The 25,503-nt window shown below is 32.8% G+C and carries 23 protein-coding genes; 8 read left to right on the top strand and 15 right to left on the bottom strand.

From position 1 onward, the window contains the following. Window positions 1-141: 141 nt before the first annotated feature. The 3 genes from HYN86_RS15820 to HYN86_RS15810 are packed head-to-tail and all read right to left on the bottom strand — an operon-like array spanning window position 142 to window position 1,924. Window positions 142-1,146, bottom strand: coding sequence for a ligase-associated DNA damage response exonuclease (locus tag HYN86_RS15820; protein WP_113678908.1), 1,005 nt, complete (start codon window positions 1,144-1,146; stop codon window positions 142-144). 48 nt (window positions 1,147-1,194) lie between these two features. Next, window positions 1,195-1,581, bottom strand: coding sequence for a YidH family protein (locus HYN86_RS15815; RefSeq protein WP_113678907.1), 387 nt, complete (start codon window positions 1,579-1,581; stop codon window positions 1,195-1,197). A 16-nt stretch (window positions 1,582-1,597) separates the two neighbouring features. Beyond that, the gene (locus tag HYN86_RS15810; RefSeq protein WP_113678906.1) at window positions 1,598-1,924 is read right to left on the bottom strand and encodes a hypothetical protein; all 327 of its coding nucleotides are present in this window, start codon (window positions 1,922-1,924) and stop codon (window positions 1,598-1,600) included. 204 nt (window positions 1,925-2,128) lie between these two features. On the opposite strand from HYN86_RS15810, the gene HYN86_RS21230 reads away from it, so the two are divergent. After that, the gene (locus HYN86_RS21230; protein WP_262512121.1) at window positions 2,129-2,260 is read left to right on the top strand and encodes a hypothetical protein; all 132 of its coding nucleotides are present in this window, start codon (window positions 2,129-2,131) and stop codon (window positions 2,258-2,260) included. An 84-nt stretch (window positions 2,261-2,344) separates the two neighbouring features. On the opposite strand, the gene HYN86_RS15805 is transcribed toward HYN86_RS21230, so the two are convergent. The 6 genes from HYN86_RS15805 to HYN86_RS15775 all read right to left on the bottom strand — a co-directional run bounded on the left by HYN86_RS15805 (window position 2,345) and on the right by HYN86_RS15775 (window position 8,385). Continuing rightward, the gene (locus HYN86_RS15805) at window positions 2,345-2,974 is read right to left on the bottom strand and encodes a DsbA family oxidoreductase (RefSeq protein ID WP_113678905.1); all 630 of its coding nucleotides are present in this window, start codon (window positions 2,972-2,974) and stop codon (window positions 2,345-2,347) included. 394 nt (window positions 2,975-3,368) lie between these two features. Next, window positions 3,369-4,487, bottom strand: a complete 1,119-nt coding sequence (gene dnaN, locus HYN86_RS15795) for a DNA polymerase III subunit beta (protein WP_008469033.1) — start codon at window positions 4,485-4,487, stop codon at window positions 3,369-3,371. Window positions 4,488-4,594: 107 nt separating this feature from the next. After that, a complete protein-coding gene (gldG, locus tag HYN86_RS15790; RefSeq protein ID WP_113678903.1) occupies window positions 4,595-6,280 on the bottom strand; it encodes a gliding motility-associated ABC transporter substrate-binding protein GldG in 1,686 nt (561 codons plus the stop codon). Continuing rightward, the gene (gldF, locus tag HYN86_RS15785) at window positions 6,280-7,005 is read right to left on the bottom strand and encodes a gliding motility-associated ABC transporter permease subunit GldF (protein WP_113678902.1); all 726 of its coding nucleotides are present in this window, start codon (window positions 7,003-7,005) and stop codon (window positions 6,280-6,282) included. Before gldF ends, gldG begins: the two co-directional genes overlap by 1 nt. A 67-nt stretch (window positions 7,006-7,072) precedes the next feature. Next, window positions 7,073-7,369, bottom strand: coding sequence for a putative quinol monooxygenase (locus HYN86_RS15780; RefSeq protein WP_113678901.1), 297 nt, complete (start codon window positions 7,367-7,369; stop codon window positions 7,073-7,075). A 188-nt stretch (window positions 7,370-7,557) separates the two neighbouring features. Further along, window positions 7,558-8,385 carry an SAM hydrolase/SAM-dependent halogenase family protein gene (locus HYN86_RS15775; RefSeq protein WP_113678900.1) on the bottom strand — a complete coding sequence of 276 codons (828 nt, stop codon included), beginning with the start codon at window positions 8,383-8,385 and terminating at the stop codon, window positions 7,558-7,560. A gap of 272 nt (window positions 8,386-8,657) precedes the next feature. On the opposite strand from HYN86_RS15775, the gene HYN86_RS15770 reads away from it, so the two are divergent. From HYN86_RS15770 to HYN86_RS15745, 6 genes are all read left to right on the top strand, one after another. Further along, on the top strand, window positions 8,658-9,608 hold the full coding sequence (locus tag HYN86_RS15770; protein WP_113678899.1) for a PhoH family protein: 951 nt from the start codon (window positions 8,658-8,660) through the stop codon (window positions 9,606-9,608). A 337-nt stretch (window positions 9,609-9,945) separates the two neighbouring features. Then, window positions 9,946-10,776, top strand: a complete 831-nt coding sequence (locus HYN86_RS15765; protein ID WP_113678898.1) for a Cof-type HAD-IIB family hydrolase — start codon at window positions 9,946-9,948, stop codon at window positions 10,774-10,776. 192 nt (window positions 10,777-10,968) lie between these two features. Continuing rightward, the gene (locus tag HYN86_RS21185) at window positions 10,969-11,388 is read left to right on the top strand and encodes a hypothetical protein (protein WP_230406376.1); all 420 of its coding nucleotides are present in this window, start codon (window positions 10,969-10,971) and stop codon (window positions 11,386-11,388) included. Further along, window positions 11,363-13,315, top strand: coding sequence for a S9 family peptidase (locus tag HYN86_RS15760; protein ID WP_230406375.1), 1,953 nt, complete (start codon window positions 11,363-11,365; stop codon window positions 13,313-13,315). Before HYN86_RS21185 ends, HYN86_RS15760 begins: the two co-directional genes overlap by 26 nt. Window positions 13,316-13,428: 113 nt before the next feature. After that, complete coding sequence (locus HYN86_RS15755) at window positions 13,429-14,382, top strand: phosphoribosylaminoimidazolesuccinocarboxamide synthase (protein WP_113678897.1); 954 nt, start codon at window positions 13,429-13,431, stop codon at window positions 14,380-14,382. A 533-nt stretch (window positions 14,383-14,915) separates the two neighbouring features. Continuing rightward, window positions 14,916-15,299: an ankyrin repeat domain-containing protein gene (locus tag HYN86_RS15745; RefSeq protein WP_113678896.1), complete on the top strand. Its 384-nt coding sequence runs from the start codon at window positions 14,916-14,918 to the stop codon at window positions 15,297-15,299. 160 nt (window positions 15,300-15,459) lie between these two features. On the opposite strand, the gene HYN86_RS15740 is transcribed toward HYN86_RS15745, so the two are convergent. From HYN86_RS15740 to HYN86_RS15715, 6 genes are all read right to left on the bottom strand, one after another. Continuing rightward, on the bottom strand, window positions 15,460-18,558 hold the full coding sequence (locus HYN86_RS15740; RefSeq protein WP_113678895.1) for an efflux RND transporter permease subunit: 3,099 nt from the start codon (window positions 18,556-18,558) through the stop codon (window positions 15,460-15,462). 3 nt (window positions 18,559-18,561) lie between these two features. Further along, window positions 18,562-19,647 carry an efflux RND transporter periplasmic adaptor subunit gene (locus tag HYN86_RS15735; protein ID WP_113678894.1) on the bottom strand — a complete coding sequence of 362 codons (1,086 nt, stop codon included), beginning with the start codon at window positions 19,645-19,647 and terminating at the stop codon, window positions 18,562-18,564. Window positions 19,648-19,658: 11 nt separating this feature from the next. Further along, window positions 19,659-20,906, bottom strand: coding sequence for a TolC family protein (locus tag HYN86_RS15730; RefSeq protein ID WP_113678893.1), 1,248 nt, complete (start codon window positions 20,904-20,906; stop codon window positions 19,659-19,661). Window positions 20,907-20,991: 85 nt separating this feature from the next. After that, window positions 20,992-22,353, bottom strand: coding sequence for a HAMP domain-containing sensor histidine kinase (locus tag HYN86_RS15725; protein ID WP_113678892.1), 1,362 nt, complete (start codon window positions 22,351-22,353; stop codon window positions 20,992-20,994). Continuing rightward, entirely contained in the window at window positions 22,350-23,030 is a 681-nt protein-coding gene (locus tag HYN86_RS15720) for a response regulator transcription factor (RefSeq protein WP_113678891.1), read from the bottom strand. Before HYN86_RS15720 ends, HYN86_RS15725 begins: the two co-directional genes overlap by 4 nt. Window positions 23,031-23,092: 62 nt before the next feature. After that, window positions 23,093-24,181 (bottom strand): M42 family metallopeptidase, encoded by a 1,089-nt coding sequence (locus HYN86_RS15715; RefSeq protein ID WP_113678890.1) that lies wholly within the window; start codon window positions 24,179-24,181, stop codon window positions 23,093-23,095. Window positions 24,182-24,262: 81 nt separating this feature from the next. Here HYN86_RS15715 and HYN86_RS15710 point away from each other — a divergent pair, with 81 nt between their 5' ends. Further along, window positions 24,263-24,946, top strand: coding sequence for a DUF4294 domain-containing protein (locus tag HYN86_RS15710; protein WP_113678889.1), 684 nt, complete (start codon window positions 24,263-24,265; stop codon window positions 24,944-24,946). Window positions 24,947-25,503 lie beyond the last annotated feature (557 nt).

Here is a 25,503-nt window from a genome sequence, read left to right as displayed (position 1 = left end):
GTTTATTGTTTATAGTTTATAGTTTATAGTTTATTGATGTTTAATTAATGCTCTGTATTGGTGATTGATGTTTAGGGTGTGATCTTGAATAAATTGACAACTCCCAACTCTCAATTCACAACTCACAATTCACAACTCCTTTCAGTTTTCTTCAGAGTCATTCGTTTCTCCTTCGTATTGTGTGTGGGCGGTTCTGGCGTCGTAACCCAATTCTCTTAAATATTTTGAAAAGATATCCGAATATCCGTGGGTGCAGATTACCTTTTCTGCGCCTGTCGCTTGAATGCTTTCTAATAATCCGGTCCAGTCGCAATGATCGCTTAAGACAAATCCGCGGTCAACGGCTCTTCTTCGTCTTGCGCCTCGAAATGCCATCCAGCCGCTTGCGGAACCTGTTACAAATGGAGTCATCCTTCTAATCCATGTACTTCCGTGTGCGCTTGGTGGTGCGATAACGATACTTCCCAATAAATCTTCTTTTTTAGTTTCGGGCGTTACTCGTATTGTTGCAGGTAAATCAATTAACGGACGAACAACTTCGGTCATATTCTCGATTGCGCCGTGAGTGTAAATTCTTCCAATATTTGGATCTAGATTTTTTAATAAACGCTGTGCTTTTCCTAACGAATAACCAAATAGGACAGAGGTTTTTCCTTCAGCACGGTTTTCGGCCCACCAATTATTAATATCGGTCATTACATCTGCCTGTGGTTCCCATTTAAATGCGGGAAGTCCAAATGTACATTCGGTTATAAAGGAATGGCATTTTACAACTTCATACGGGACAGAAATTCCGTCATCCTCCGTTTTGTAATCACCTGTAAATACCCAAATTTCACCTTTGTATTCCACTCTTATTTGGGCGGAACCAATGATATGACCCGCAGGATGAAAAGAGAATTTTACACCGTTTATAGTAAAAGTTTCGTTCCAGTCTTTGCCGGTTACATTAATATCGCCAAGACGATGTTTTATTATCGGTACATTGGTATAATGAGTTATATAATTTTGATGTCCCCACCTTGAGTGATCTGAGTGACCGTGTGTGATAATAGCATTTTTAACTGGGCGCCAAGGGTCAAGATAAACATCTGCCTGCTGACAGTAAATGCCTTTATCGTTAAATTGTAATAATGGTGGATTCATCTTTATAATTTTTATAATTAGATAATTTGAGAATTAGAAAATTACAATTTATGCACTTGCAGCGATAATAAGGTAGGCGATAAGAGAAATACTCAAAACAAAAAGCATCATTGTTATAAACGTCAGCATTGCGGTTGAATATTGGTATTTTCCCTGTTTCAATAATTTAACAGTTTTGGTATATCGCAAATAAGACAGAAGAATCGTTAAAGCGCCGGCAATTAATAATCCAATTCCCAAATAGATAGTAAAATTACTGTTGGGGGCCACAGTTTCTGCTAGATATTTAGGGGGAAGCTGTCTTAAAAACAGAGAAAATTTTACTGCTACAAAACCAAAAACCATTATTCCAATTCCAGTACGAAGCCACGCTAACAAAGTTCTTTCGTTAGACAAGTATTCATTCATAATTTCTTGATCGTTTTTTGGCGACATAGTGTGTTAAGAGTTTTTAATTTTCATAATTTTTATAAGGAGGACAATTATATTTTTCATCTTCATGATCCAAATTATAACTGTCGTAAGGATTGGAGTAATCATATGTTGAAAATGGAGTATTATCTTCAGCTAGATTTAGTCCGCTTTCTATAATTTCATAAGTGTCCTCAGTATCTTCATCAAACTGATCGCAGTAATTTTTATAGGTTGTATCTTGATTTTGACCAGTTGTGAATTCTTCATCCATTGCTTCATTTTCATGAGCGGTATCAACATGATCTGGTCTACTGCATATGAAGTGATTTTTTGCAGCGAATCTATTGTCGGCATTTGTTTTCATAGCTGTTATTTTAAATTAATAAATTTTCAACTTTATACATGTATACAAATTTGAAAATTAGATGTTTAAAAAGATTATAGGATTTAATTTTAATCTTACATGATTGTCTGCTTTTTATTTTATAAGATTAGAATTTAATTCTGTAAAAAAATCAATAGCCTGTTTTGCAACTTTGTATATCAATAATTTAAAAAATTATATATCATGGAAACTTCAAGAAAAGATTCGAAATCTGGAATGAAAGATTCTGGAAAAACTCAAAAATCAACAACTGGTTCTAGAGGAAAAAGCACTACAACAAAATCAACAGATTCTAAAGGTAGAGCTGGTCATTAATTTTAGTTTGAGATAAAGCTAAATAATAAAAGCGTGCTGTTTAAATGTAGACAGCACGCTTTTAAGTTTTTTGAGTGTTATGTTTTATTTTAAAATTTCTTCAATAGTTTTTACAAATGTTTCTACAGGCTGTGCTCCAGAGACAGCATATTTGCGATCGAAGACAAAAAACGGAACTCCTTGAACCCCAAGTTCTCCAGCTTCTTTAATATCTGATTGTACTTCTTTTAGAAATAAATCATCACTTTCTAAAACTTCTCTAATTTCATTCTCTTCCAAACCTGCTTCAATTCCTAATTGAATTAAAGCAGGACCGTTGTTTAAATCTTTTCCATCAGTGAAATAAGCTTTGAAGAAAATTTCCTCCATACGATCGCCAATATTTTTAGTTTTAGCCAATTGAATGATTCTATGTGCGTTTAAAGAATTTGAGATAACGGCTTTGTCAAAATTATATTCTAAACCAACACTTTTAGCGCGTTCAACGACTCCTTTGTGCATTTCTTTAGATTGTTCGATTGACATCCCTTTTCTTTCGGCTAGAAATGTATAAACATCCGTATCTGGCTGAGAAGTAATTGTTGGATCTAATTGAAAGCTTTTCCATTCAATTTCAAAATCATTATTTGGGAACACAGCAAGCGCTGTTTCCAACTGTCTTTTTCCGATATAACAAAACGGACACATGATGTCCGACCAAATTTCTATTTTCATCTTACAAAGTTACATAAAAATTTTGTTTCAGGTTTTCAAGTTTCACGTTTCAGGTTTAAAGTTTAACCGCAGAGGGCGCAGAGGTTTTCGCAAAGGTCGCAAAGTTATCATAAAGCTTTGCGAACTTTTTGCGCTTGTAGAAATAAAGCTTAGAAAAAAAACTTAGCGAACTTTGCGGTTAAAAAAACATACAGAATATCAACATGAAACCTAAAACCTGAAACCTGAAACAACACCAACCAAACCTTAAAATAAAAAACCGCAACTCTTTATAGGAATTGCGGTTTCTAGGTATAAAAAATGGTTGGTTAATAGCGATATCTTTTTTTTTTACAATGATAGATGTTTAATCTTAAACTAAAAAATATCCCTGTAACAGAAAGAAACTTTAATGTTAACTATTTAACATTACAGGCATTACAAGCATAGTAACTGTTTCTCCCTCTTCTAAACCATCTACAGGTGTTAAAATACCTGCTCTATTTGGTAATGACATTTCAAGCATAATCATGTCAGATTGCAGGTTTGTCAACATCTCAGTTAAAAAACGAGAGTTGAAACCAATTTGTAAATCATCTCCTTGATAATCACAAGTCAATCTTTCTTCTGCTTTGTTTGAGTAATCAATATCTTCTGCAGAAACATTCAATTCAGCTCCAGCAATTTTTAAACGAATTTGGTGTGTAGTTTTATTAGAGAAAATCGCAACACGCTTAACTGAACTTAAAAATAAAGAACGGTCAATCATTAATTTGTTTGGATTCTCTTTTGGAATAACTGCTTCGTAGTTTGGATATTTTCCGTCGATTAAACGACACATTAAGATATAATTGTCAAATGAGAAAGTCGCATTTGAATCGTTGTATTCGATTTTTACTTCAGCATCAGAAGTTCCTAAAATACTTTTTAAGATATTCAAAGGTTTCTTTGGCATAATAAAATCTGCTACTTGAGACGCTTTTACATCTGTACGAGCATATTTTACTAGTTTGTGCGCATCAGTTGCTACGAAAATTAATCCTTCCGGCGAAAACTGGAAGAAAACTCCAGACATTACCGGACGTAAATCGTCGTTTCCAGCAGCAAAAATAGTTTTACTTACCGCAGTTGCCAAAACTTCTGCAGGAACAAGTGTTACAGACGGATCTTCTAGACTTACCGCTTTAGGAAATTCTTCTCCAGCAGCGTAAGCCAATGCATATTTACCAGAATTTGAACTAATTTCTACTGTATTGTTATCCTCAACAGTAAAAGTTAATGGCTGCTCTGGGAAAGTTTTTAAAATTTCAAGTAAAAGTTTAGCTGGTACAGCTACGCTTCCTTTACTTGTAGAATCGATCGATAATGTAGCCGACATTGTCGTTTCAAGATCTGAAGCCGAAACTGTTAACTCATTATTGTTTAGTTCAAATAAAAAGTTGTCTAAAATTGGCAACGTATTGTTGCTATTGATTACACTACCTAAAACTTGTAATTGTTTTAATAAGTACGAACTCGATACTATAAATTTCATCTGTTTTATTTTATTTTTTGATGGATGATTTAGCAAATAAAGGGCTAAATATACGGATTACAAATATATCTTAAACTATCTAAAGTATTACATTTTTTTATTAACATCTACTTACTGTACCTTCTTTTTCTGATAAATGTAAAGACAAGTCCGAAAACTAATAAAATTAGAATTGGAACTCCGATAGTTATAAATTGCGTCATAGTGTAGCTTTCGTAAACTTTTTCCTTATCCAATAAAGGCAGCTCCACATCTTTACTTCTAATGTTAATAAGTCCAGTATCATCCAGCAGATAATTGATGCAATTCATGATAAAGTCTTTATTGTCGTAAAGATTTCCAGTTCTTTGATCATAACCTAATTCGACAGGCATTCTGTTTTTGTCTAATTGATTTCTTGCTAAATCTCCATCAGCAATAACAATCATTTTATTTGGTTTTCCTTTTGCGGTAAAATAATTGTCTTTAAAAGGTAAAACTCTATTTTCAAAAGCAGAATGGAAAGATCCTTCTAATAATACGGCAAGCGGTAAATTTCCTTTATTCAAATACTCTTCTGGAGTAGATTTTTCGGTTACCATATTCAGGTTGATTTCTACAGGCGAACCGATAGTTTTAGAATATTGGGAAGATTGCAGTAAAACGGTCTTTTTAATTCCATTTTTTAAAGTATCAATCGGACTTGCAAAATCGAATTTAATACCTCCAAGATTTTTAACGATCGGGTGCTGGCTTGCTGGGTAAACCTGAGGCGCAAATTTCCATACAAAATCCTGATATTGTGTTGCGCTTCCTTGTTCGCCGGTTGCCAGTTTTATTGGACTTCCTTGTTCGTCTTTTATCAAATCAGGATTAATTCTGAACCCGTATTTAAAGAACATATCGTTCAGATTTAAATCTCTGGGATATGCCAGAGTTGCGCCCATATCATTATACAAACTATCCATATCGGCGGCAACTTGGTCAATTAACCAAATTGTTTTTCCGCCGTTCATGATAAACTGATCCAGAACTTCTTTTTCTTCGTCAGTAAATTTTTCTGTTGGTTTTGAGATAATGGCTAAATCATATTTTTTCAATGCATTTAAAGTTCCATTTGGATCTTTTGCAACAGAATCTAATGTAAAAGGTCCAATGAAATAACTTTCTCTAATCTGCAGCAGCATTTTAGCGACATGAATTTCTTTCAATTCGCCGTTACCTCTTATAATTGCAACTTTTTTCTGCTTGTTTTTAGTAATTTTATTGATGGCATCTGCAATAGAATACTCTAAGTGCTGAATCGATCCCATTACTTTTTGCGTAGTCGAAGCACCCATTATATTTTTCAATAATGGAATATTAACTTCTTTTCCGTTATAAACCGCAATTGCCCAAGGAAAAACCATTGCTTGAGATTGTTTTCCTTTATCGTCAACAGTTATGTTTACTGGCGTTAATCCTTTTTTGAAAAGTGATTTTGTAAGTTCGTCGCTTTCTTCTTCATTTTCTAAAGGATCGACAAATTCGAAAACGATATTTTTATTATATGCTTGAAACTCTTCTAGTAGTTGTTTGGTTTCCTGCTGCAAACGTTTAAAATCTGCTGGAAGATCGCCAGCCATGTAAATTTTTATAGAAAGCGGATTCTCAACTTGTTTTACAATTCCTAATGAAGTTGAAGACAGCGTATAACGTTTGTCTTTAGTTAAATCAAAACGCTGGAAAAATAGTGTTCCAAGTACATTTAAAACAACTAAAACGAATATAGTAATGCCTAATGTTTTTAAATTTTGCTTTGTAGATGCTTTCATTACGCTTTATAAGATTTTAATTGGTAAACAGTAAAACATAGAAAAGCGATTGTAATGCTTAAAAAATAAATAACATCGCGTGTATCAATTACACCACGGCTCATGCTTTTAAAATGATTCTGCATTCCTAAAACTGAAACAAAATTGTTTGAACCAGGAATTAAAGAACTTAGACCTTCAAAACCAAAATACAAGAAAAAGCATAAGAAAACAGCAATAATAAAAGCGACAATCTGATTTTCTGAAAGGGTAGAAGTGAAGATCCCGATTGCTGAATAAGAAGCGATTAAAAATAACAATCCGAAGTAAGAACCAATCGTGCTTCCCATATCAATGTTCCCTTCTGGAAAACCTAAATCTGAAATTACTTTTACATAAATTAGGGTTGGAATAATTGCCAAAATAATTAATAGAAAAGATCCGAAAAATTTTCCGTTTACAATTTCCCAAATGGATAAAGGTTTTGTCAGTAACAATTCTAAAGTACCTTGTTTCTTTTCGTCAGAGAAACTTCTCATAGTTACGGCTGGAATTAAGAAGATTAAAATCCAAGGTGCTAAAGTGAAAAACGGAGTTAAATCGGCATAACCTGTATTCAGGATATTGTAATCTCCTTCAAATACCCATAAAAATAGTCCGTTGCTGATTAAAAAAATCGCAATGACCAAATAGCCGATAGGAGAGCCAAAAAAGGATTTTATTTCTCTTAAAATGATTGATTTCATTCGTGTTTTGTTTTTTATTGTTTCATGTTTAAGGTTTCAAGTTGTCTGCTTAACTTGAAACTTTAAGCTATTTTAAACTAACCAATTTATCCACGCTCCACGCTTCTGGCTTTGCATTGAATAACTTTTTTGTAAAATTCCAAACCGTATTAAAAAGCTCAGAATTTCTATAATTTTCCAAATCAGCTTCAGTTTCCCAATAGCTGTAAGTAAAAAAGATGCATTTGTCATTTTTATCCTGATACAATTCTAAAAAACGATTTCCCTCAGCATTTCTTATTTTTTCTTTCACGGATTCAAAATTCTCCAGAAAATCAGGAACTTTTTCTTCATGAAAACTCATTTTTACTATTCTGACAAACATGTTGCTATTTTAGATTGATAATTCAGTCCCGAAGCCTCGGGATAGATTTTTTAAATTGTCTAAAGTCTTACAGGTGCGCAAAAGTACCAAATTTGATTGTTGTTTTTATAAAAAAATAAAATTCCAAAAGAGAAATTCCAAATTCCAAACTTTAGAGTTTCTTTAATCTAAAATCTATCTAAATTTATTTACGAAAACTTAATTGTAATCACATCACGATAATTCAATCCTAACAAGCTACTGGCAGAACCTACTTTAGATGGATTACTTCTAAAAATAGCGATTTCAAGAAAACCAGCTTCATTAAAAATAGCCAGTTTTTCTCCTTCATACGTTTTAATCGGATATTTATCAGAAGTTGCAATAGCCGAATAATTAGGTAAAATCGTTTTGATATTTTTAGGTTTCATTACAATTTCATACTGGCGTCCGCGTGAAACTTCCAAGAATTGTTTCTTTGAAATATTAGTGACCACGTTTCCGAAATGATCAATATAAATTATATAGCCTTTTATAGAATTTCCGTCGTCGGCAATAATTGCTTGAAGTTCAGTTGCTTCTTTTATTGAAGTGATTTCTTTGCCAATTACATTCAATAAACCGCCTTTTGATAAGTGAGAAGCCACCTGAATAAAAATATCCATATCTGTTGATTCTATAGGGAAACGATCATGAATATTGATCGCAACAATCTTTTGCGGTACGATCTTCTGCGTAAGCATGCTCAGAATTCCATTATCGGCACAAATAAAATAGTGGTCATTCCACTGCATGGCGATATGCTGATTCTCTTTATTCCGTTCAATATCGACCCCAATAAGGTGTACAGTTCCTTTTGGGAAGCTTAAATAAGAGGCACCAATTACATAACTGGCTTCTGCAGTATTAAAGGGATCAATGTCGTGAGAAATGTCAATTATTTGAACCTCTGGATTTTCAGAAAGTATTTTACCCTTCAGCGACCCCACAAAGTGATCTTTTAAGCCGTAGTCTGTAGTAAGGGTAATTATTGACATCATTTTGTTTATAACTATTGATAGTATTTAAATCTAATTTTCATTAAATTTGAGAAATGCAAAGCTAATAATAGTAAACACAAATTGAAAGAAAGAAAAGACAAATTGTGATTTTAAAAATTAACTTGCTGTTAGAGAAGCCTCTGTTAGGAATGCAGGTCTAAGTTTCTAAAAAACAAAAACTGAAAACAGCAGCTGGAAACTGAGACTAATAAAAAAGACCCGACAACCTCGAAATAATAAAAAGGAATTTTAATTTAAAACTACTTCATTTGAACGAAAGAATAATCGAGCTAGTAGATATTGCTCCAAAAGAATTTTGGGGCGCACAGGACAGCCATCTAGAAATTATTAAAAAGTATTACCCAAAGCTTAAAATCGTAGCGCGAGGGACAACTTTAAAAGCATTTGGCGAAAAAGAAGTTTTAGATGAATTTGAAAAAAGATTTCAAAGATTAATGCTTCATTTCACACGATACAATAATATTGATGATAATGTAATTGAACGTGTAATCATGAGTGATGGTCAAGAAGATAAAAGAACTTACGATCATGACAAAATCTTAGTTCATGGTGTTGGCGGTAAGATTATCAAAGCGATGACGCCGAATCAGCAGTTGCTGGTTGATACCATTAAGAAAAATGATATGGTCTTTGCTATTGGTCCTGCTGGAACTGGAAAAACGTATACCGGTGTCGCTATGGCGGTTAAAATGTTAAAAGATAAAGAAGTAAAAAGGATTATTTTGACTCGTCCTGCAGTCGAAGCCGGTGAAAATCTCGGATTTCTGCCTGGGGATATGAAAGAAAAACTTGATCCCTACATGCAGCCGCTTTACGATGCGCTGCGTGACATGCTTCCCAACGAAAAACTCGAAGATTACATTTTAAAAGGAATTATTCAGATTGCACCGCTTGCATTTATGCGTGGCCGAACGCTGGACAATGCCTTTGTAATCCTAGATGAAGCCCAGAATACAACCCACTCGCAAATGAAAATGTTTTTGACCCGTATGGGTAAAAACGCCAAATTTATGATTACGGGCGATCCTGGTCAGGTCGATTTACCACGAAGAACTATTTCTGGTCTGAAAGAAGCAATTTTGGTTCTAAAAGATATTGACGGAATCGGAATTATTTATCTTGATGATAAAGATATTGTTCGCCATAGATTGGTTAAAAAGGTAATTGACGCCTACAAGCAAATAGAGAATCACGACTAATTTTTAATTTTAGTAAAATGTTAAATGTAAATCGTGAATTGTGGTTTAACATTTATTGATATTCGTTTTGTACGTTTCATCTCGAAGGTACAAAACGAATATTTTTTTTTAGAATACTTTATTTCACGCTTGCGTAACTATTCGTAAATAATCTTCCTTGTCCCATCGCGATTAAAGTATTATTTGCAACCTTTATTTTATAATATTTCTTTAGTTTATCAAATGATTTGTTAAATAATTAATAAACTTACCTTATTTGATGTCGTAAGAACTTTCAAACTTTGGTCTTCCGAGCTTAAAGACGTAAATTTGCATAACATCAGTATTTGATAATAATATGACAAAACTTAAAAATATAAAAGTTGTAGTAAGTGACCTCGACGGAACTTTACTCAACCCTCAACACAGAATTTCAGATTATACTAAATCTATTTTTCAAGAACTTCACAATCAAAATTACCTTATAGTTGTAGCAACTGGCCGTCATCACCTTGATGCAATGGCTATTATTGAAACACTTGATGTTCCAGTTTATTTAGTGAGTTCAAACGGAGCTAGAATTCATTCGCCTAATAAAGAAGAACTTTTTGCTTTTAACCTAGACAGCGACGTGGTTAAAGCGGCTTTAAATGTGGAAATCGACCCTGCAATTACAGTAGTTTTATTTAAAGAAAATGTTTGGCAGACCAACAAATGGAATGAAAGACTTAATTCTTTTCAAGCTGAATTAAAATACCGCCCAGAATTAGTGGATTATAAGAATCTTGAAGATTTTGGCGCGATTAAAATTTTCTTTTCATGCGACGATCATGAAAAATTAGTAAAATTAAAAGATGATGTTTTGGCCAATTCTTCAGAACATTTACACCACGCTTTTAGTTTGCCAACCTGTTTGGAATTTATGGATAAGTCTATAGATAAAGCAGTTGCAATTGAGCAAGTTTTGGAAAAAGAAGGTTACACTTTAGACCAGGCAGTTTCTTTTGGAGACGGATTTAATGATGTGCAAATGTTATCGGCATCTGGAAAAGGTTTAATTATGGGGAATGCTCCAGCAGTTTTAAAAGAAACTTTACCCGATTTAGAAGTTATTAAAACCAATGCAGAAGATGGTGTAGCAAAATATATCGCTTCAAAAATATTAGATAAGGAATTTGCGGCAAGTTAAAATCATAATAAATGAAAATTTAATTTTTTAAAATAGTTAGACTTTTCAATAAGAAAACACAATCCTTGAAGACTTTCTTCAGGGATTTTTTTATTACTTAAATTTAATATAAAGAATTTCGCAAGGAAATAACCAAAACATTTTTTTAGAAGATTTCAGAGTGTATTTTTGTTTTCTCAAAAAACATCTACTATGACAAAAAACATCTTTATCCTTACTTTTCTATTTCTTTCTCATTTTGGAAATTCTCAAAATTTGAAACTGGAAGAAATAATGAAAGGTGAATCTTTTATTGGAAATCAGCCAACAAACGGACGCTGGTCTTTAGATGGTAAAAAAGTGTATTTTGAGTGGAATCCAAAAGATGAATTAGGAGCAAGTACATTTTACTGGCAGAAAGGAATGTCTACACCAGAAAAAGCATCTCCAAAAGAGGCTGTTTTTTCTCGACTCGATTTTAAAACCAAATCAGGATCAGATTTAGTTTATTATTTGGATAACGGAAGTTTGTTTTCGTACTCAATTCAATCCAAAACAATAAAAAAATTAATTCAGCAATCTTCAAAATTATCTAATTTACAATTAGGTGCAAGCTGGAGTATTATTTTATGAGCAAAATGACAATATTTTTAAATATGATACTAAGGCTGGTACTATTTTACAAATCACCAATTTCAGCAAAGGAATAAAAAGAGAGGTAAAAGAAGATACGGAATCTTTTCTAGCTGTGCAGCAAAAAGAATTATTTCAGTTTATAAGAGATAAAGAGGCGAAAAAACAGTGGAATCTTGAAAAAAGCAAAGCAGTAAAATCTGATTTTGCGAGGCAGTATTTCTATGGAAACGATCAATTTGCGGGACTTCAGGTAAATCCTAATGGTAATTTTGCCACTTTTATTTTGGTCGAAGAACCAGAAATCAAAAGAGAAAAAATGGAAGTTTTTATAACGGCTGATGGTTATAATCAAAGTCCTGAAACGAAAGAAAAAGTTTCGACTAAGAATTTTGTAAAGACAAAATTCGGAATTTATTCAGTGGCAAAAGATTCAGTTTATTATGTGAATTTTTCGACTTTAAGTCATATTCAAAATACACCAAAATATTATGAGTTATATAATAATTTAAAGAGCAAACCTAAAGAAGATAAATTGGTAATTCCTCAGGCGCCAATTTATAATGAAGATGGTTCACTTGCAATTGTAGAAATCAGAAGTCAGGATAATAAAGACCGATGGCTCGTAAGTTTAAATCTCGAAAAAGGCATTTTTGAAGAAATTGAACATCAGCATGATGAAGCTTGGATTGCTGGACCTGGCATCCCATCTTATTCCTTTTCTTCAGGAAATTTAGGTTTTTTAGCTGATAATGAAACTATTTATTTTCAATCTGAAGCCACGGGTTATTCACATTTATATACTCTGAATGTAAAAACTAAAAAGAAAACACAGCTTACAAAAGGAAATTGGGAAGTACGTGATCTCATTTTGTCTAAAGATAGAAAGACTTTTTATTTAACAACAAATACCACACATGCAGGAAACAGAGAGTTCTATAAACTTACTGTTGGAGATGGAACGTTACAGCCAATTTTAACTAAAAATGGCGCACACGAAGTAATTTTATCTCCAGACGAAAAATCGCTTTTGGTTCGTTATTCGTTTAAAAATATTCCTTGGGATTTTTACATAGGTGATAATAAAAAGAATACCGTTTTACAGCAGATTTCTTCTTCAGTTTCAGAAGATTTTAAAAAATACAAATGGAGAGAACCTGAAGTTATCACTTTTAAGGCGCAGGACGGAACGCCTGTAAATGCAAGATTATATACTCCAAAAACAGAAATTGCTAATAAGGCGGCAATAATTTTTGTGCACGGCGCGGGCTATCTTCAAAACGCACATAACTTTTGGAGTAATTACTATAGAGAATATATGTTTCATAATTTGCTGACCGATTTAGGATATACGGTTTTGGATATTGATTATCGAGGCAGTGATGGTTATGGACGTGATTTTAGAACTGGAATTTATCGTTTTATGGGAGGAAAAGATCTATCTGATCATCTAGATGGTAAAAAATATTTGGTAGAAAAATACGGTATTGATCCTAGCAGAGTTGGAATTTATGGCGGCTCTTACGGAGGTTTTATTACTTTAATGGGAATGCTGACAACTCCAGGCGAATTTAAATCGGGTGCAGCTTTACGTTCTGTAACTGACTGGGCGCATTACAATCACGGATATACAGGCAATATTTTGAACTTCCCTGAAACTGATCCAGAAGCCTATAAAAAAAGTTCACCCATTTATTATGCCGATAATTTGAAAGGAAATCTTGTTATGCTTCACGGAATGGTAGATGATAATGTTGAATATAAAGATATTGTGCGTTTGTCACAGCGTTTCATTGAGCTTCAAAAAAAGAATTGGACTCTCGCTTCGTTTCCTGTTGAAGCCCACGGTTTTAAAGAAACTTATTCATGGATAGATGAATACAGCAGAATCTTAAATTTATTTAATGAGACACTTCTAAAACAATAGTTTTCAGTGATAGTATTAAAACTGAAATCTGTGACTGAAAACTGAATATTTCTTGCTTGCTCTTTTAAATAGTTTTAAATTTGCAATCATAAAAAAAAACAACACAACAAAAAATGAGCAATACAATCACAACTACAAATTTTAATTTCCCGAATCAGAAATCAGTTTACCGCGGAAAAGTTAGAGAAGTTTATAATATTAACGACGAACTTTTGGTAATGGTAGCAACCGACAGACTTTCTGCTTTTGATGTAGTTTTGCCAAAAGGAATTCCATACAAAGGACAAATCTTAAATCAGATTGCTACTAAGTTTATGGAATTGACTCAAGATATTGTTCCAAATTGGTTAATTGCAACTCCAGATCCAAACGTTGCTGTTGGACATTTATGTGAGCCTTTTAAAGTAGAAATGGTAATTCGCGGTTATTTATCAGGGCATGCCGCTCGTGAATATGCAGCAGGAAGAAAACAAATCTGCGGTGTTGCTATGGCTGAAGATTTAAAAGAAAATGATAAATTTCCTGAGCCAATTATTACTCCAACTACAAAAGCAGATAATGGTTCTCATGACGAAGATATTTCTCGTGAAGATATTTTAGCTAAAGGAATTGTTTCTGAAGAAGATTATTTGGTTTTAGAAAAATATACCCGTGCTTTATTTCAAAGAGGAACTGAAATTGCGGCTTCACGTGGATTAATTTTAGTGGATACCAAATACGAATTCGGAAAAACAAAAGATGGTGTTATTGTTTTAATTGATGAAATTCATACACCAGATTCATCTCGTTATTTCTATGCTGACGGATATGCAGATAGACAAGAAAAAGGGGAGGAGCAAAAACAATTGTCTAAAGAATTTGTTCGCCGCTGGTTGATCGAAAATGGTTTTCAAGGGCAGGAAGGACAACAGATTCCAGATATGTCTGATGAATATATCGAATCTGTTTCTGAAAGATATATCGAATTGTATGAGAATATTTTAGGCGAAAAATTTGTAAAGGCTGATATTGATAATATTGATCAGCGTATTAATAAAAACGTATTAGAATATTTATCTTCTAAATAATAATTTAGGGAGGTAAATTAATTTATTTCCCCAAGAATTTTATAACTCAAAAATGCCTCGTTTTTATTGACAAAAACGAGGCATTTATTTTTATAATTCTGTGAAATTTTACTCCATTTTTTGTTTCAAATTTTCAAGACCTTTTTTTAGATCGTTACCTTTCATTGATCCATTCTCATCATCGAAAGCATAATTTTTGCAGGGTATGGAATAATACCACTGATGCCCATTTGACTTTTGTCTGATTAAAAATAAATGTAAAAAACTTGATCAGCTTTTACTCTATGAATCAAATGAATGAGATTTAAAATTATTTTTTTTCAGATTTATTGTAACATTTTATGTTTTTTGTAGTCTATTATAATGAAAACACGAATTTATTAATGTTCGAGTCTTTAAATTATGGTTTTATTAAGTAAATGTTAAGAATTGGTTAAAACATAGTACTTTGTAATACATAATACAATTAAATAAATTACATTTGTATAGAAATTATAATCATCATCAATCAATTTAACAAACAATCAATTATTATGAAAAAATCAGTTATTTATTTAGGATTAGCCCTAGTGACATTTGGAAATGAAGCTATGGCTTCAAATGGAGTTTCATTTGTAAAAAATCAAGTTGAGTTAGGAAGCTATGCAGCAAACCCATTAAATGTTGCAATAAGCAAAGGAGACATTGAAACTGTTAAAAAGTTTATCGAATACGGTGCAGACGTAAATGAAATGTCTGATGACGATCTTACACCATTGATGATCGCAGCACGTTACAATAAACATGAAATTGTAAAACTTTTATTAGCTAGCGGTGCACGTCCTAGTGAAAAAAATGAAAAAGGATATACTGCATTAAAATATGCGCAATTATCAAATGCTGCAGAATCAATCGCAATTCTGAAAGATTTGAAATAAGATTTTTAAAGTTTTGAGTTAGTATAAAATGACCTTTCTGAGCAAAAGGTCATTTTTTTTGTCTTTAGTTTTATAAAACAGAAAAGCACCATTACAAGAATGGTGCTTTCCCTTTTAAATCCAACAAATTGATTTAACTAAAAAACTATTATTAAAATTATTATTCAATGGGTACATGTTTTTTTCTGTTGAATATCCAGAATAAAATTGGAAACACTAATAAAGTTAAAACAGTTGCAGTCATAAGTCCGCCGATAATTACAATTGCAAGAGGTTTTTGCGATTCTGAACCAATTCCAGTAGAAATTGCTGCCGGCAGCAATCCTATAGATGCCATCAATGCAGTCATTACTACAGCTCTTGTTCTGGCTTTAACTCCCATAAAAATGGATTCTTCCAGACTAAATTTGGCTTTTAAATTATGATGGAATTCAGATATTAGAATAACTCCATTTTGAATACAAATACCTAAAAGAGCAATAAAACCAACTCCAGCTGATATTCCAAAATTCATTCCCGTCATGTGCAGTGCGATAATTCCACCAATTATGGCAAATGGAACATTGGCTAAAACCAGAAGAGAATCTTTAAAGTTTCCGAACAAAATAAAAAGTAATACAAAAATTCCAATTAAACTGATTGGTACTACTTGAGCCAGACGCGCACTCGCACGAACCTGATTTTCAAATTCTCCAGTCCATCCAGTTGTGTAACCTGCAGGTAATTTTAATTTATTAACCTTTGCCTGTGCTTCTGCAATTGTACTACCCAAATCTCGATCACGAACAGAGAATTTAACGCCGATAAAACGTTTTGTATTATCTCTATAAATAAAAGCAGGGCCGGTTATAGTTTTAATATCGCAGATTTCTTTTAAAGGAATTTTGATACCGCTGATTGTTGGAACTTTAATTTCTTCCAAATCTTTTTCATCTTTTCTATATTCTTTAGAAAAACGAACACGAACATCAAATTTCTTTTCGTCTTCATATTTTTCAGTTGCTGTTTTTCCTCCAAAAGCTAGCTCCAATACTGCTTGCGCATCGCTTAATGTTACGCCGTAAGCCGCCATTTTTTCACGATCTAGAATTACGCTTATTTCAGGCTGTCCCACATTTCGTAGAATTCCCGCATCTTTTATACCTGGAATATCTTTAATTTGTGCTAGAACTTCATTGGCAAGCTGGTCTAATTTATTCAAATCATCTCCGTAAATTTTAACCGCGTTTGAAGCTTTAAATCCTGCAACAGACTCGGCAACGTTATCAATTACCGGCTGCGAATAATTATACGTAATTCCTTGGTGGACTTTTAATTTATTATCCATTTCGTTGATCAGATCATCCATGGAAATTTTTCGAGTCCATTCTGCTTTTGGTTTCAAATCAACTTGAAGCTGAATAAATCCAAAACCATTTGGGTCCGTACCGTCATTGCTTCGTCCTGTTTGCGATAAAACATTTTTGACTTCTGGAAAACTTTCTAAGTCTTTTCTAATCATTGCAGCTGTTTTGACACTCTCTGGCAGCGACGTACTCATTGGTAATTCTGCCGTAACCCATAATGCTCCTTCATTTAATTGTGGCAAAAATTCTGTTCCTAAGAAACCTGCAGAGAAAAATACTGCTGCTAATAGCCCAATAGAAGCTATTAGAGTTTGTACTTTATGCTTAAATGTCCACGCAAAACCTTTAGAAACGATTCTGTCCCAAAAATTCACAAACGGATTATGTTTTTCTTTTACATTTTTGTTTAATAAAATATGTGAAAGGACAGGAACTAAAGTTAAAGTGAAAATAAGCGCTCCTAATAATGCAAAACCTAAAGTAAAGGCTAGGGGAGAGAACATTTTCCCTTCTACTTTCTGGAAAGAGAAAATTGGAAGTAAAGCTGTAATAATAATCAATTTGGAGAAGAAAATGGCTTTACCCATTTCTGTTCCTGTTTTTTTGATTAAGCTTCCTTTTGCAATTTTATTAAATTTTTCCATTCCCAATTGATGCGCTCGTTGGTCTAAAACCACAAATAATCCTTCGACCATTACGACGGCGCCGTCAATGATAATTCCGAAATCGACTGCACCTAAACTCAATAAGTTAGCACTCATTCCCATCATTTTAAGACATAAAAATGCAAATAATAAGGAAAGCGGAATTACGATAGAAACTGTAAAAGTAGTTCGCCAGTCGGCCATAAAAAGAAAGACTACACAGGTAACAAGTACAATTCCTTCGAATAAATTGTGCATTACAGTTTCGGTCGTAAAATTCATTAAATTATCACGATCGTAAAAAGTCTCAATTTTAATGTCTTTTGGAAGAACATTATCATTTAAATCTTTGATTTTTGCTTTTATCAAGGCCAGTGTTTCCTGCGGATTTTCTCCTTTTCGCATTACAACGATTCCTTCAACTGCATCATCATTATTTCCAATTCCAGTTTGTCCTACTCTTGGCATTGAACTTTCGTATACATCAGCAACGTTTTTAACTAAAATCGGATTTCCGGCCGCGTCATCTACGATAATATTTCCAATATCAGCTCTAGATTTTAATAAACCAACACCTCGAACAACAAAAGCTTGTCCATTTTTTTCAATCACATCACCGCCAACATTGATGTTTCCAGAGTTAACAGCATTGTAAACCTGTAATGGAGTAATATTGTATTTAGCAAGTTTAATAGGATCTACACCAATTTCATAAGTTTTAGTTTGACCTCCAAATACGTTTAGATCGGCAACACCAGGAAGAGCACGAAGTTGCTTGTCTATTACCCAGTTTTGGTAGGTTAATAATTCTCTACTATCTCTGCTGTCGCTTTTTACAATATATCTGAAAATTTCCCCTGTTGGTCCATAAGGTGGCTGTACATCTGGCTCTACATCGTCTGGAAGCGAAACATTCTTAAGTAAATTATTTACTTGAAAACGAGCAAAAGTATCATCTACGCCATCATCAAAAATAATTTTGATAACAGACAATCCAAACATCGTAATACTTCTAACACTCGTTTTTTTCTGAACAGAGTTCATTGAAATTTCTATAGGAGAAGTAACAAAGCGCTCTACTTCTTCAGCACTTTTTCCATTCCACTGTGTAATTATAATAATCTGCGTATTGGTAACATCTGGAAAAGCATCAATAGGCATATTTTTAAATGAAATAAACCCAGCAACAGCCAATAATCCAACCCAAAAGAAGGTAAATGCTTTATTCTTTAATGAAAAAGCAATAATATTTTTAATGAATTTGTTCATGTCTTAATTGTTTAAAGCACCATAAATAAACAGCTGATTGTTTGTGATTACTTTTTCGTTCTCTTTTAAACCACTTGAGATATAAGTTGTATCTCCAACAACTCGATATACTTCTACTTGTCTTGTTTCTATGTTGTTACGGTCTTTAAATACCACAACAAAGTTTTTACTTTTATCAAATACAATGGCATTGCTTGGAACGGCGATCATAGATTGGTTTTCGTTAAAAGACAATTTTATGTTTGCATTCATATCTGGTTTAAGCAGATAATCTGTATTTTTTAGTTTAATTCTTGCCTGCATTGCTTTGGTTTCAGGATCGATAACATTGTAAATTTTATCTACTTTTCCTTGAAATGTTTTATCAGGATAACTCAAAGTAGTAACTGCTGCATTTGTTCCCAGTTTTACTTTGTTAATATCAATTTCGTTGATATTGGCCATGGCCCAAACTTCACTAATTTCTGCTATATCAAATATATTTTCAGAACGGTCATTACGTAAAAGCATATCCTGATTTATACTTTTTTGAATAATAAAACCACTTATTGGAGCTGTTACTTCGTAAATAGATCCTGGTTTTATATTATAAATTTTATAAGTTTCCTGAACTTTGCTCAATTGAGATTGTGCTTTATTTACTTCAGATTTAGCTTGAAGCACATCACTTTCAGAATTTAATTTTCCGTCAAATAATTCTTGGGCAACTTTTAAATTGTTTTTCGCAACCAGCAAATCACTTTTTGCATCTATAGACTGCTTTTCAAAATCTGCAACATCAGTACTTTTGATAGTTGCAAGCACTTGTCCTTTCTTTACATAATCACCAAGTTCAACGTTTACTTTCATAACGTTTCCTCCAACTAACGGATAAACATCTATCATTTTATTATTGTCAGCAGTAATTTTTCCGTAAAAACTAAGCTCGTTTTTTAATGGTTGAATTTCGGCAGTGGCAGTTGTAGTTGTTTTCAGCATGTCGTTGCTTAAAACAAATGAGGTATTTGTTTCTGGGTTCTCAACTTCTTTTTTGCAGCTTGCAAGCGACAGACTTACAATTGCGATTCCTATAAATAATGTATGTTTCATTTCTTTAATTTTTAAAATAAATCTTTATTGATCGTGCTATTTAATTCTTCACCAGCTATCACTACTTTTTTCTTCAATTCGTTAAGTTGAATAATAGCTTGATTGTAGCTTTCCATGAAATCGGTAAATTCTAACAGACTTACATTTCGTTTTTGAAAGTTCGTCAGCATACCGTTATAAACTGCCTCAAAATCAGAATTTACAGTAGGTTTTATCACGATATAATTTTGTCTGGATTCATCCCATTTAGTCCAAGCAGCAGTAATCTCGGTTTGTAACTGCAGTTCAAAATTTTGTTTTTCAATTTTTGATTGCTCCAAAATTGTTTCTGCATACTTAATGTTTCCTTTATTTTTATTCCAAAGAGGCAGAGGAATTCCAACGCTTACATTGGCTTCTCTATTAAATGCACCACTTCGCTGATCATAGTTTGCTCCCAAAGTAATATCTGGAACAGAAAGCGATTTTTGCCATCTTACATTCAGTTCATTAGCATCAATTTCTTTTTGCTTAGCTAAATAATCAGGGCGATTAGCTATTGCTTCATCTTCAAAACCTTTAAGATCGAATTCAATTGTTTTTAAATATTTATCAGAATCGTCTTTGCTTACTATTGGAATAACATTTTCAGTTTCATTTAAAAGCAGTTTTAAGTTGGCCTGCTCTTCGATATTCGCACTAACAACTTCCATTCGTTCATTCTTAAAATTAAGATATAACGATTGCAGTCGAACAACATCTTTTAATGGAATGTTTCCCTTTTGAGCCTGAGCAGAGTACGAATTAATTAAGTTTTCGATATGCCCAATTTGCTTATCAGTGTTTTGGAGATTTTTGGTATTGTAATACACTGTAAAAAAACTTTTGCGAAGCTGTAATTTTAAATTGCGTAGTAAATCATTGAATTGAAGTTCTGCCAGCTTTTCATTTGCTTGAGCTAGTTTTACTTCATTTCTTTTTTTACCTCCAAGATAAATCAGCTGTTCGATTGCAAAGACTTTCTGTCCATCTTTACCAATATCAAAATACTTATCTCTTTCAGGATTATAGGCATTTAATTCTGCTGAAATTGTGGGATTATCCCAGATACGAGCCTGAATAGTTAATGCTTTTGAGGCATCGATGTTGTATTGCGATGCCAGTAAAAAAAGATTCTTTTTTAAGAATTGGCTTTCACAGTCTTGAAGAGTAACTGTTTTTTGAGCCATGACTACCTGATTAAGGAATGCAAATAGTAAGAATGCATATAATTTTTTCATTGTATCAAATTTATTTAATACAAATATGCTATCTGCGGACTTTAAGACACCTTAAAATCTACCTTAAAAAAACCTTAAAAAAAAATTAGTTATGAAAAGTAATGCGGAATAAATTCACGCTGTCACTTGGAATACTGTACGTTATATTAGAATTATGAAGGCTAAGGATTCTATTTACAATACGAAGTCCAAGTCCAAAACCAGTTATTCCTTTGGCATTTTCGCCGCGCATAAAAGGCTGAAAAAGATTTTGCTGCTCAAAGTCGCTTAAGGTACGTCCTGAATTTGAAATAGATAAAAGGAGCAGATTATCCTCAGTACTAATTTTAACTTGAGCTTGTTTATTATCCGAATAAATATAAGCGTTTTTTAAAACATTGGTAATAGCAATTTCAAGTAGATTTTTGTTTCCATTGATTTCTAAAGCCGTATCAAGATTATCGCTTTCTTCCATTTCAAAAAGAATAACGAAATCGGGAAAAGTCTTGTTTATTTTTTCAATAGACGAAAATAAAATTTCATCCAATCGTTGAACTTCATGGTTGTCTGCTTCACTGTTGTCAATTTTCGAAAGAATTAATAAGGAGTTAATCAATTCACTTAAATGATTAACATCAGTCAATAATGCATTTAAGAAAGATTTACTTTTAGGCCTAATATCAGGATCGGAAACGGCATTCTCAATCTGAGATGTCATTCTGGAAAGCGGTGTTCTTAATTCGTGCGAAGCATTTGCAGTAAACTCTTTTTGTCTTTGATAGGAAATTTCAATACGATCCATCATAAAATTAAATTCATCAGCAATAAGATCAATTTCATCTTTACTGCTTTTGGATTCAATTCTAGTATCTAGGTTGTTTTCGTTTATATTTTTTATTTTTTGATGAAAAGCATTTAAAGGATTCATAGCTTTCCTAACCATAAAAGAAGTCAGAAGCCAGCAGATAGTGGTAAAAAAGATGTACGAAATAACCAAAGTATAGCGTAAGAAAAGCAGTTTTCTGTTTCCGTAATCATCAGTTGCAGAGATTAATGCGTAGAAATCTTTGTCATTAGTGTCGTAAAATACACCGTATACCTCATAATCTCCCTGCTTTTTAAAAAAGGTTTTGTTCTTTTTTAAATACTTTAAGTCGTCAACAGACCAATTGATTTTGGCATCATCTATACTGCTGTATATTAATTTATAGTTAGAATCAAAAACTAATGTTTTTTCATCATACAGTTTATTAATAGAATTTTGATCAATTATTTTTAAAAGCTGATTATCGACTTGCTTAACATTAACTAATAACTTTATATTAGATAAAGCTTTAATTTCCAGTCGCTCGCGAAATTCCTCTTTTCTATAATTGGAATATAAAATGAATATCACCGTAGATGCCAATCCAAAAAGAATGGTAAACAGTAAACTAACTAAAAGTGATATCCTATTTTTTAATGTCATTCTTGATCGCTTAGATAATATCCGTATCCAACTTTGGTTCTAATTAGTTTTACATCATGATCTTTATCTATTTTCTTTCTCAAAAAATTAATATAAACCTCAATAGTATTCTGATTGGTCTCTATATGATAATCCCAAAGTTTATCTGCAATAAATTGTTTAGAAAGTACTTTTCCTTTTGCATGAGCCAGAATCAAAATTAATTTAAACTCCTTTGGAGTAAGTTTTATTTCTTCACCAGATCTAAAAACCTTCATATCATCTTCAAAAATCTCAAGATCTTTAAGATGTAATTTGTTTTCTACTTGCTGCGGAACATCTTTACGTCTTAATAACGACTGCACTCTGGCATATAATTCATCAAAATGAAAAGGTTTTACCAAATAATCATCCGCGCCATTATCAAAAGAGGATAATTTATCTTCAATTTCGCTAAAAGCAGTCAGCATAATAATAGGTGTCTTTTTATCGACTTCTCGAATACCTTTACAAACGTCGATTCCGTTTACACCAGGAACATTAATATCAAGAATAATCAGATCATATTCGTACGGAAAGTATTTTTTCAACAATAATGATCCATCATAAAAGGCAAAACACTCGAAATCCTTTGAAGTAAAGAATGCTGAGATTTCTTTTGATAAAGTAAAGTCGTCTTCGAGTAGTAATATTTTCATGTGATTTATTATTTGTAAACCCGGTCAAAAAAAATACACCGGATTTACATTAAAGATACATCTTATTTAAAATAAGAAAAAGTTTCATTGTTCTCGATTTTCAAAAGAGACTCATAGATTAACTGAATTACATTTTCTACATCATCTCTATGAACCATTTCTACAGTTGTATGCATATAGCGCAAAGGAAGTGAAATCAACGCAGACGGAACACCTCCGTTGCTGTAAGCAAATGCGTCAGTATCAGTGCCTGTTGATCTCGAAGTAGCGTGACGTTGAAATGGAATTTTATTTTCTTGAGCCGTTTCGACAATTAAATCACGTAAATTATTTTGTACAGCAGGCGAGTAGGCAATAACAGGACCTCTGCCCATTTTCAAATCGCCTTCAACCTTTTTGTCAATCATTGGCGTTGTTGTATCGTGGCAGACGTCAGTCACGATAGCAACATTAGGTTTTATTCTGTGGGCAATCATTTCTGCACCTCGAAGACCAATTTCCTCTTGAACAGAATTTACAATATAAAGTCCAAACGGAAGTTTCTTGTTATTTTCATGAAGTAAACGAGCCACTTCAGCAATCATAAAACCTCCCAATCTATTGTCGATAGCGCGACAGACAAACTTATTTTCATTCAAAATCATAAATTCATCAGGATAAGTGATCACGCACCCAACATGAACGCCAAGAGCTTCAACCTGCTCTTTATTTTCACATCCCAAATCAATAAAAATATTACTTGTTTTAGGAACTTCTTCCTTATCACGTAATCTAGTGTGAATCGCCGGCCAACCGAAAACACCATTTACAATTCCTTTTTTAGTATGAATATGAACGCGCTTGGAAGGAGCAATCTGATGATCTGAACCTCCATTTCTAACAACGTACAATAGTCCATCCTCAGTTATATAGTTTACATACCACGAAATTTCATCAGCATGACCCTCAATAACAACCTTATATGGAGCATCAGGATTAATTACTCCAACTGCAGTTCCATAAGTATCTGTAATAAAAGTATCAACGTAAGGTTTTAAATAATTCATCCAAAGCTTTTGACCTTGACTTTCGTAACCAGTCGGAGAAGCGTTATTTAAGTAGCTTTCTAAGAAAGCTATAGAAGTATCTTGTAAGATAGAATTTGTACTCATAAAAAAAATTTTCCGCTAAAATATAAATTTGGTATTAGAGTTGTGTATAAATATATAATTTTACATTTAAATTATGATTCAATGAGATTTACCAGTTTTATTTTGTTTATACTATTTGTTTCCTTTTCAGCTAGTGCCCAAGTTACTCCCAAAGAGAACGAACAAATGGGATATATACTAACAGAGCAAGATTCTATTTTAAATGATACCATTCAATTACCTGAGATCATTATTTCTAAAGGTGAAAAAATGAATCCAGAAGAATTGAAGCAATTTCAAATCCTGCAGAACAGAGTATATAAGGTTTACCCTTATGCAAAATTGGCTTCAGAACGATTAACAGCATTAAACAGCGGAATGGCTCGTTTAAAAACAAATCGTGAAAAGAAAAAGTACTTTAAAATTGTTGAAGATTATTTGAATAATGAATTCGAAGAAAGACTAAAAAAGCTTTCTAGAAAGCAAGGGCAAATTCTTGTAAAACTAATTCATCGCCAAACCGGAATCACAACCTATGAACTGATTAAGACCTTAAAAAGTGGTTTCAAAGCATTTGTGTCAAATACAACAGCAAATTTATTTGACATTAGTTTAAAGACTGAATATAAACCGTACGACGTAAACGAAGATTATTTAATAGAAACAATCCTAGTTCGAGCATTTGAGTCAGGCAGATTAGTGAATCAAAAATCAGCCAATCCCGTAAACTACGACGACCTTTCTGTTAAATGGCAGGAAAGAGCGAAAGAGCTAAAAAATAAATAGTACCTATATAATAATACTCCACTAAAATCCGACAGGTTTCTAAAACCCATCGGGTTTGTTTTTTTCTACACATATATATAAGGGAGAAATTATACTATAATATAAAGGTCGCAAAACATCTGTCAGGCTGAGCGGAGTCGAAGCCCTGTACAGTAAATTTGGAATTTAAGAATTGGGATTCTGTTATAAATAAGAAGCTGTTTACACTGCTGTCGCGGCAGAGGCAGTAGTTCTCAATAGTACATTTGAATAAAAGCATTAAAAAAGGGTGCCGAAAACTAAAAACTCTGCAAAATTGAAAGAAGAAAGCTGGTCTAAACTGAGGAAACAGCAGTTGAAAGAGGAAAAACCTCACATTACCCAAAAAAACTTTCATGCGTAAAGAATCAGTTATCAGTCTGTTAAGAAAAAAGCATTTAAAAAGATGGAAAAAATATAAAAGAAAGTCTTGCAGATGTAAATAAAGGTGGTACTTTTGCACCCGCAGAAGCGATAAACGTTCCCTGAAAGACTGACAAGAAAAGTAATCAAAGCTGAAAAGAAATTTTCAAAAAAGA

Source organism: Flavobacterium fluviale, assembly GCF_003312915.1.
Taxonomy (GTDB): domain Bacteria; phylum Bacteroidota; class Bacteroidia; order Flavobacteriales; family Flavobacteriaceae; genus Flavobacterium; species Flavobacterium fluviale.
This window is presented reverse-complemented; position numbering and strand designations above follow the sequence as displayed.

What these genes read in the sequence shown, in the direction of transcription:
- HYN86_RS15820 (WP_113678908.1), bottom strand. Translation starts at nt 1,146, where the DNA reads ATGAATCCACCATTATTACAATTTAACGATAAAGGCATTTACTGTCAG.
- HYN86_RS15815 (WP_113678907.1), bottom strand. Translation starts at nt 1,581, where the DNA reads ATGTCGCCAAAAAACGATCAAGAAATTATGAATGAATACTTGTCTAAC.
- HYN86_RS15810 (WP_113678906.1), bottom strand. Translation starts at nt 1,924, where the DNA reads ATGAAAACAAATGCCGACAATAGATTCGCTGCAAAAAATCACTTCATA.
- HYN86_RS21230 (WP_262512121.1), top strand. Translation starts at nt 2,129, where the DNA reads ATGGAAACTTCAAGAAAAGATTCGAAATCTGGAATGAAAGATTCTGGA.
- HYN86_RS15805 (WP_113678905.1), bottom strand. Translation starts at nt 2,974, where the DNA reads ATGAAAATAGAAATTTGGTCGGACATCATGTGTCCGTTTTGTTATATC.
- dnaN (WP_008469033.1), bottom strand. Translation starts at nt 4,487, where the DNA reads ATGAAATTTATAGTATCGAGTTCGTACTTATTAAAACAATTACAAGTT.
- gldG (WP_113678903.1), bottom strand. Translation starts at nt 6,280, where the DNA reads ATGAAAGCATCTACAAAGCAAAATTTAAAAACATTAGGCATTACTATA.
- gldF (WP_113678902.1), bottom strand. Translation starts at nt 7,005, where the DNA reads ATGAAATCAATCATTTTAAGAGAAATAAAATCCTTTTTTGGCTCTCCT.
- HYN86_RS15780 (WP_113678901.1), bottom strand. Translation starts at nt 7,369, where the DNA reads ATGTTTGTCAGAATAGTAAAAATGAGTTTTCATGAAGAAAAAGTTCCT.
- HYN86_RS15775 (WP_113678900.1), bottom strand. Translation starts at nt 8,385, where the DNA reads ATGTCAATAATTACCCTTACTACAGACTACGGCTTAAAAGATCACTTT.
- HYN86_RS15765 (WP_113678898.1), top strand. Translation starts at nt 9,946, where the DNA reads ATGACAAAACTTAAAAATATAAAAGTTGTAGTAAGTGACCTCGACGGA.
- HYN86_RS21185 (WP_230406376.1), top strand. Translation starts at nt 10,969, where the DNA reads ATGACAAAAAACATCTTTATCCTTACTTTTCTATTTCTTTCTCATTTT.
- HYN86_RS15755 (WP_113678897.1), top strand. Translation starts at nt 13,429, where the DNA reads ATGAGCAATACAATCACAACTACAAATTTTAATTTCCCGAATCAGAAA.
- HYN86_RS15745 (WP_113678896.1), top strand. Translation starts at nt 14,916, where the DNA reads ATGAAAAAATCAGTTATTTATTTAGGATTAGCCCTAGTGACATTTGGA.
- HYN86_RS15740 (WP_113678895.1), bottom strand. Translation starts at nt 18,558, where the DNA reads ATGAACAAATTCATTAAAAATATTATTGCTTTTTCATTAAAGAATAAA.
- HYN86_RS15735 (WP_113678894.1), bottom strand. Translation starts at nt 19,647, where the DNA reads ATGAAACATACATTATTTATAGGAATCGCAATTGTAAGTCTGTCGCTT.
- HYN86_RS15730 (WP_113678893.1), bottom strand. Translation starts at nt 20,906, where the DNA reads ATGAAAAAATTATATGCATTCTTACTATTTGCATTCCTTAATCAGGTA.
- HYN86_RS15725 (WP_113678892.1), bottom strand. Translation starts at nt 22,353, where the DNA reads ATGACATTAAAAAATAGGATATCACTTTTAGTTAGTTTACTGTTTACC.
- HYN86_RS15720 (WP_113678891.1), bottom strand. Translation starts at nt 23,030, where the DNA reads ATGAAAATATTACTACTCGAAGACGACTTTACTTTATCAAAAGAAATC.
- HYN86_RS15715 (WP_113678890.1), bottom strand. Translation starts at nt 24,181, where the DNA reads ATGAGTACAAATTCTATCTTACAAGATACTTCTATAGCTTTCTTAGAA.
- HYN86_RS15710 (WP_113678889.1), top strand. Translation starts at nt 24,263, where the DNA reads ATGAGATTTACCAGTTTTATTTTGTTTATACTATTTGTTTCCTTTTCA.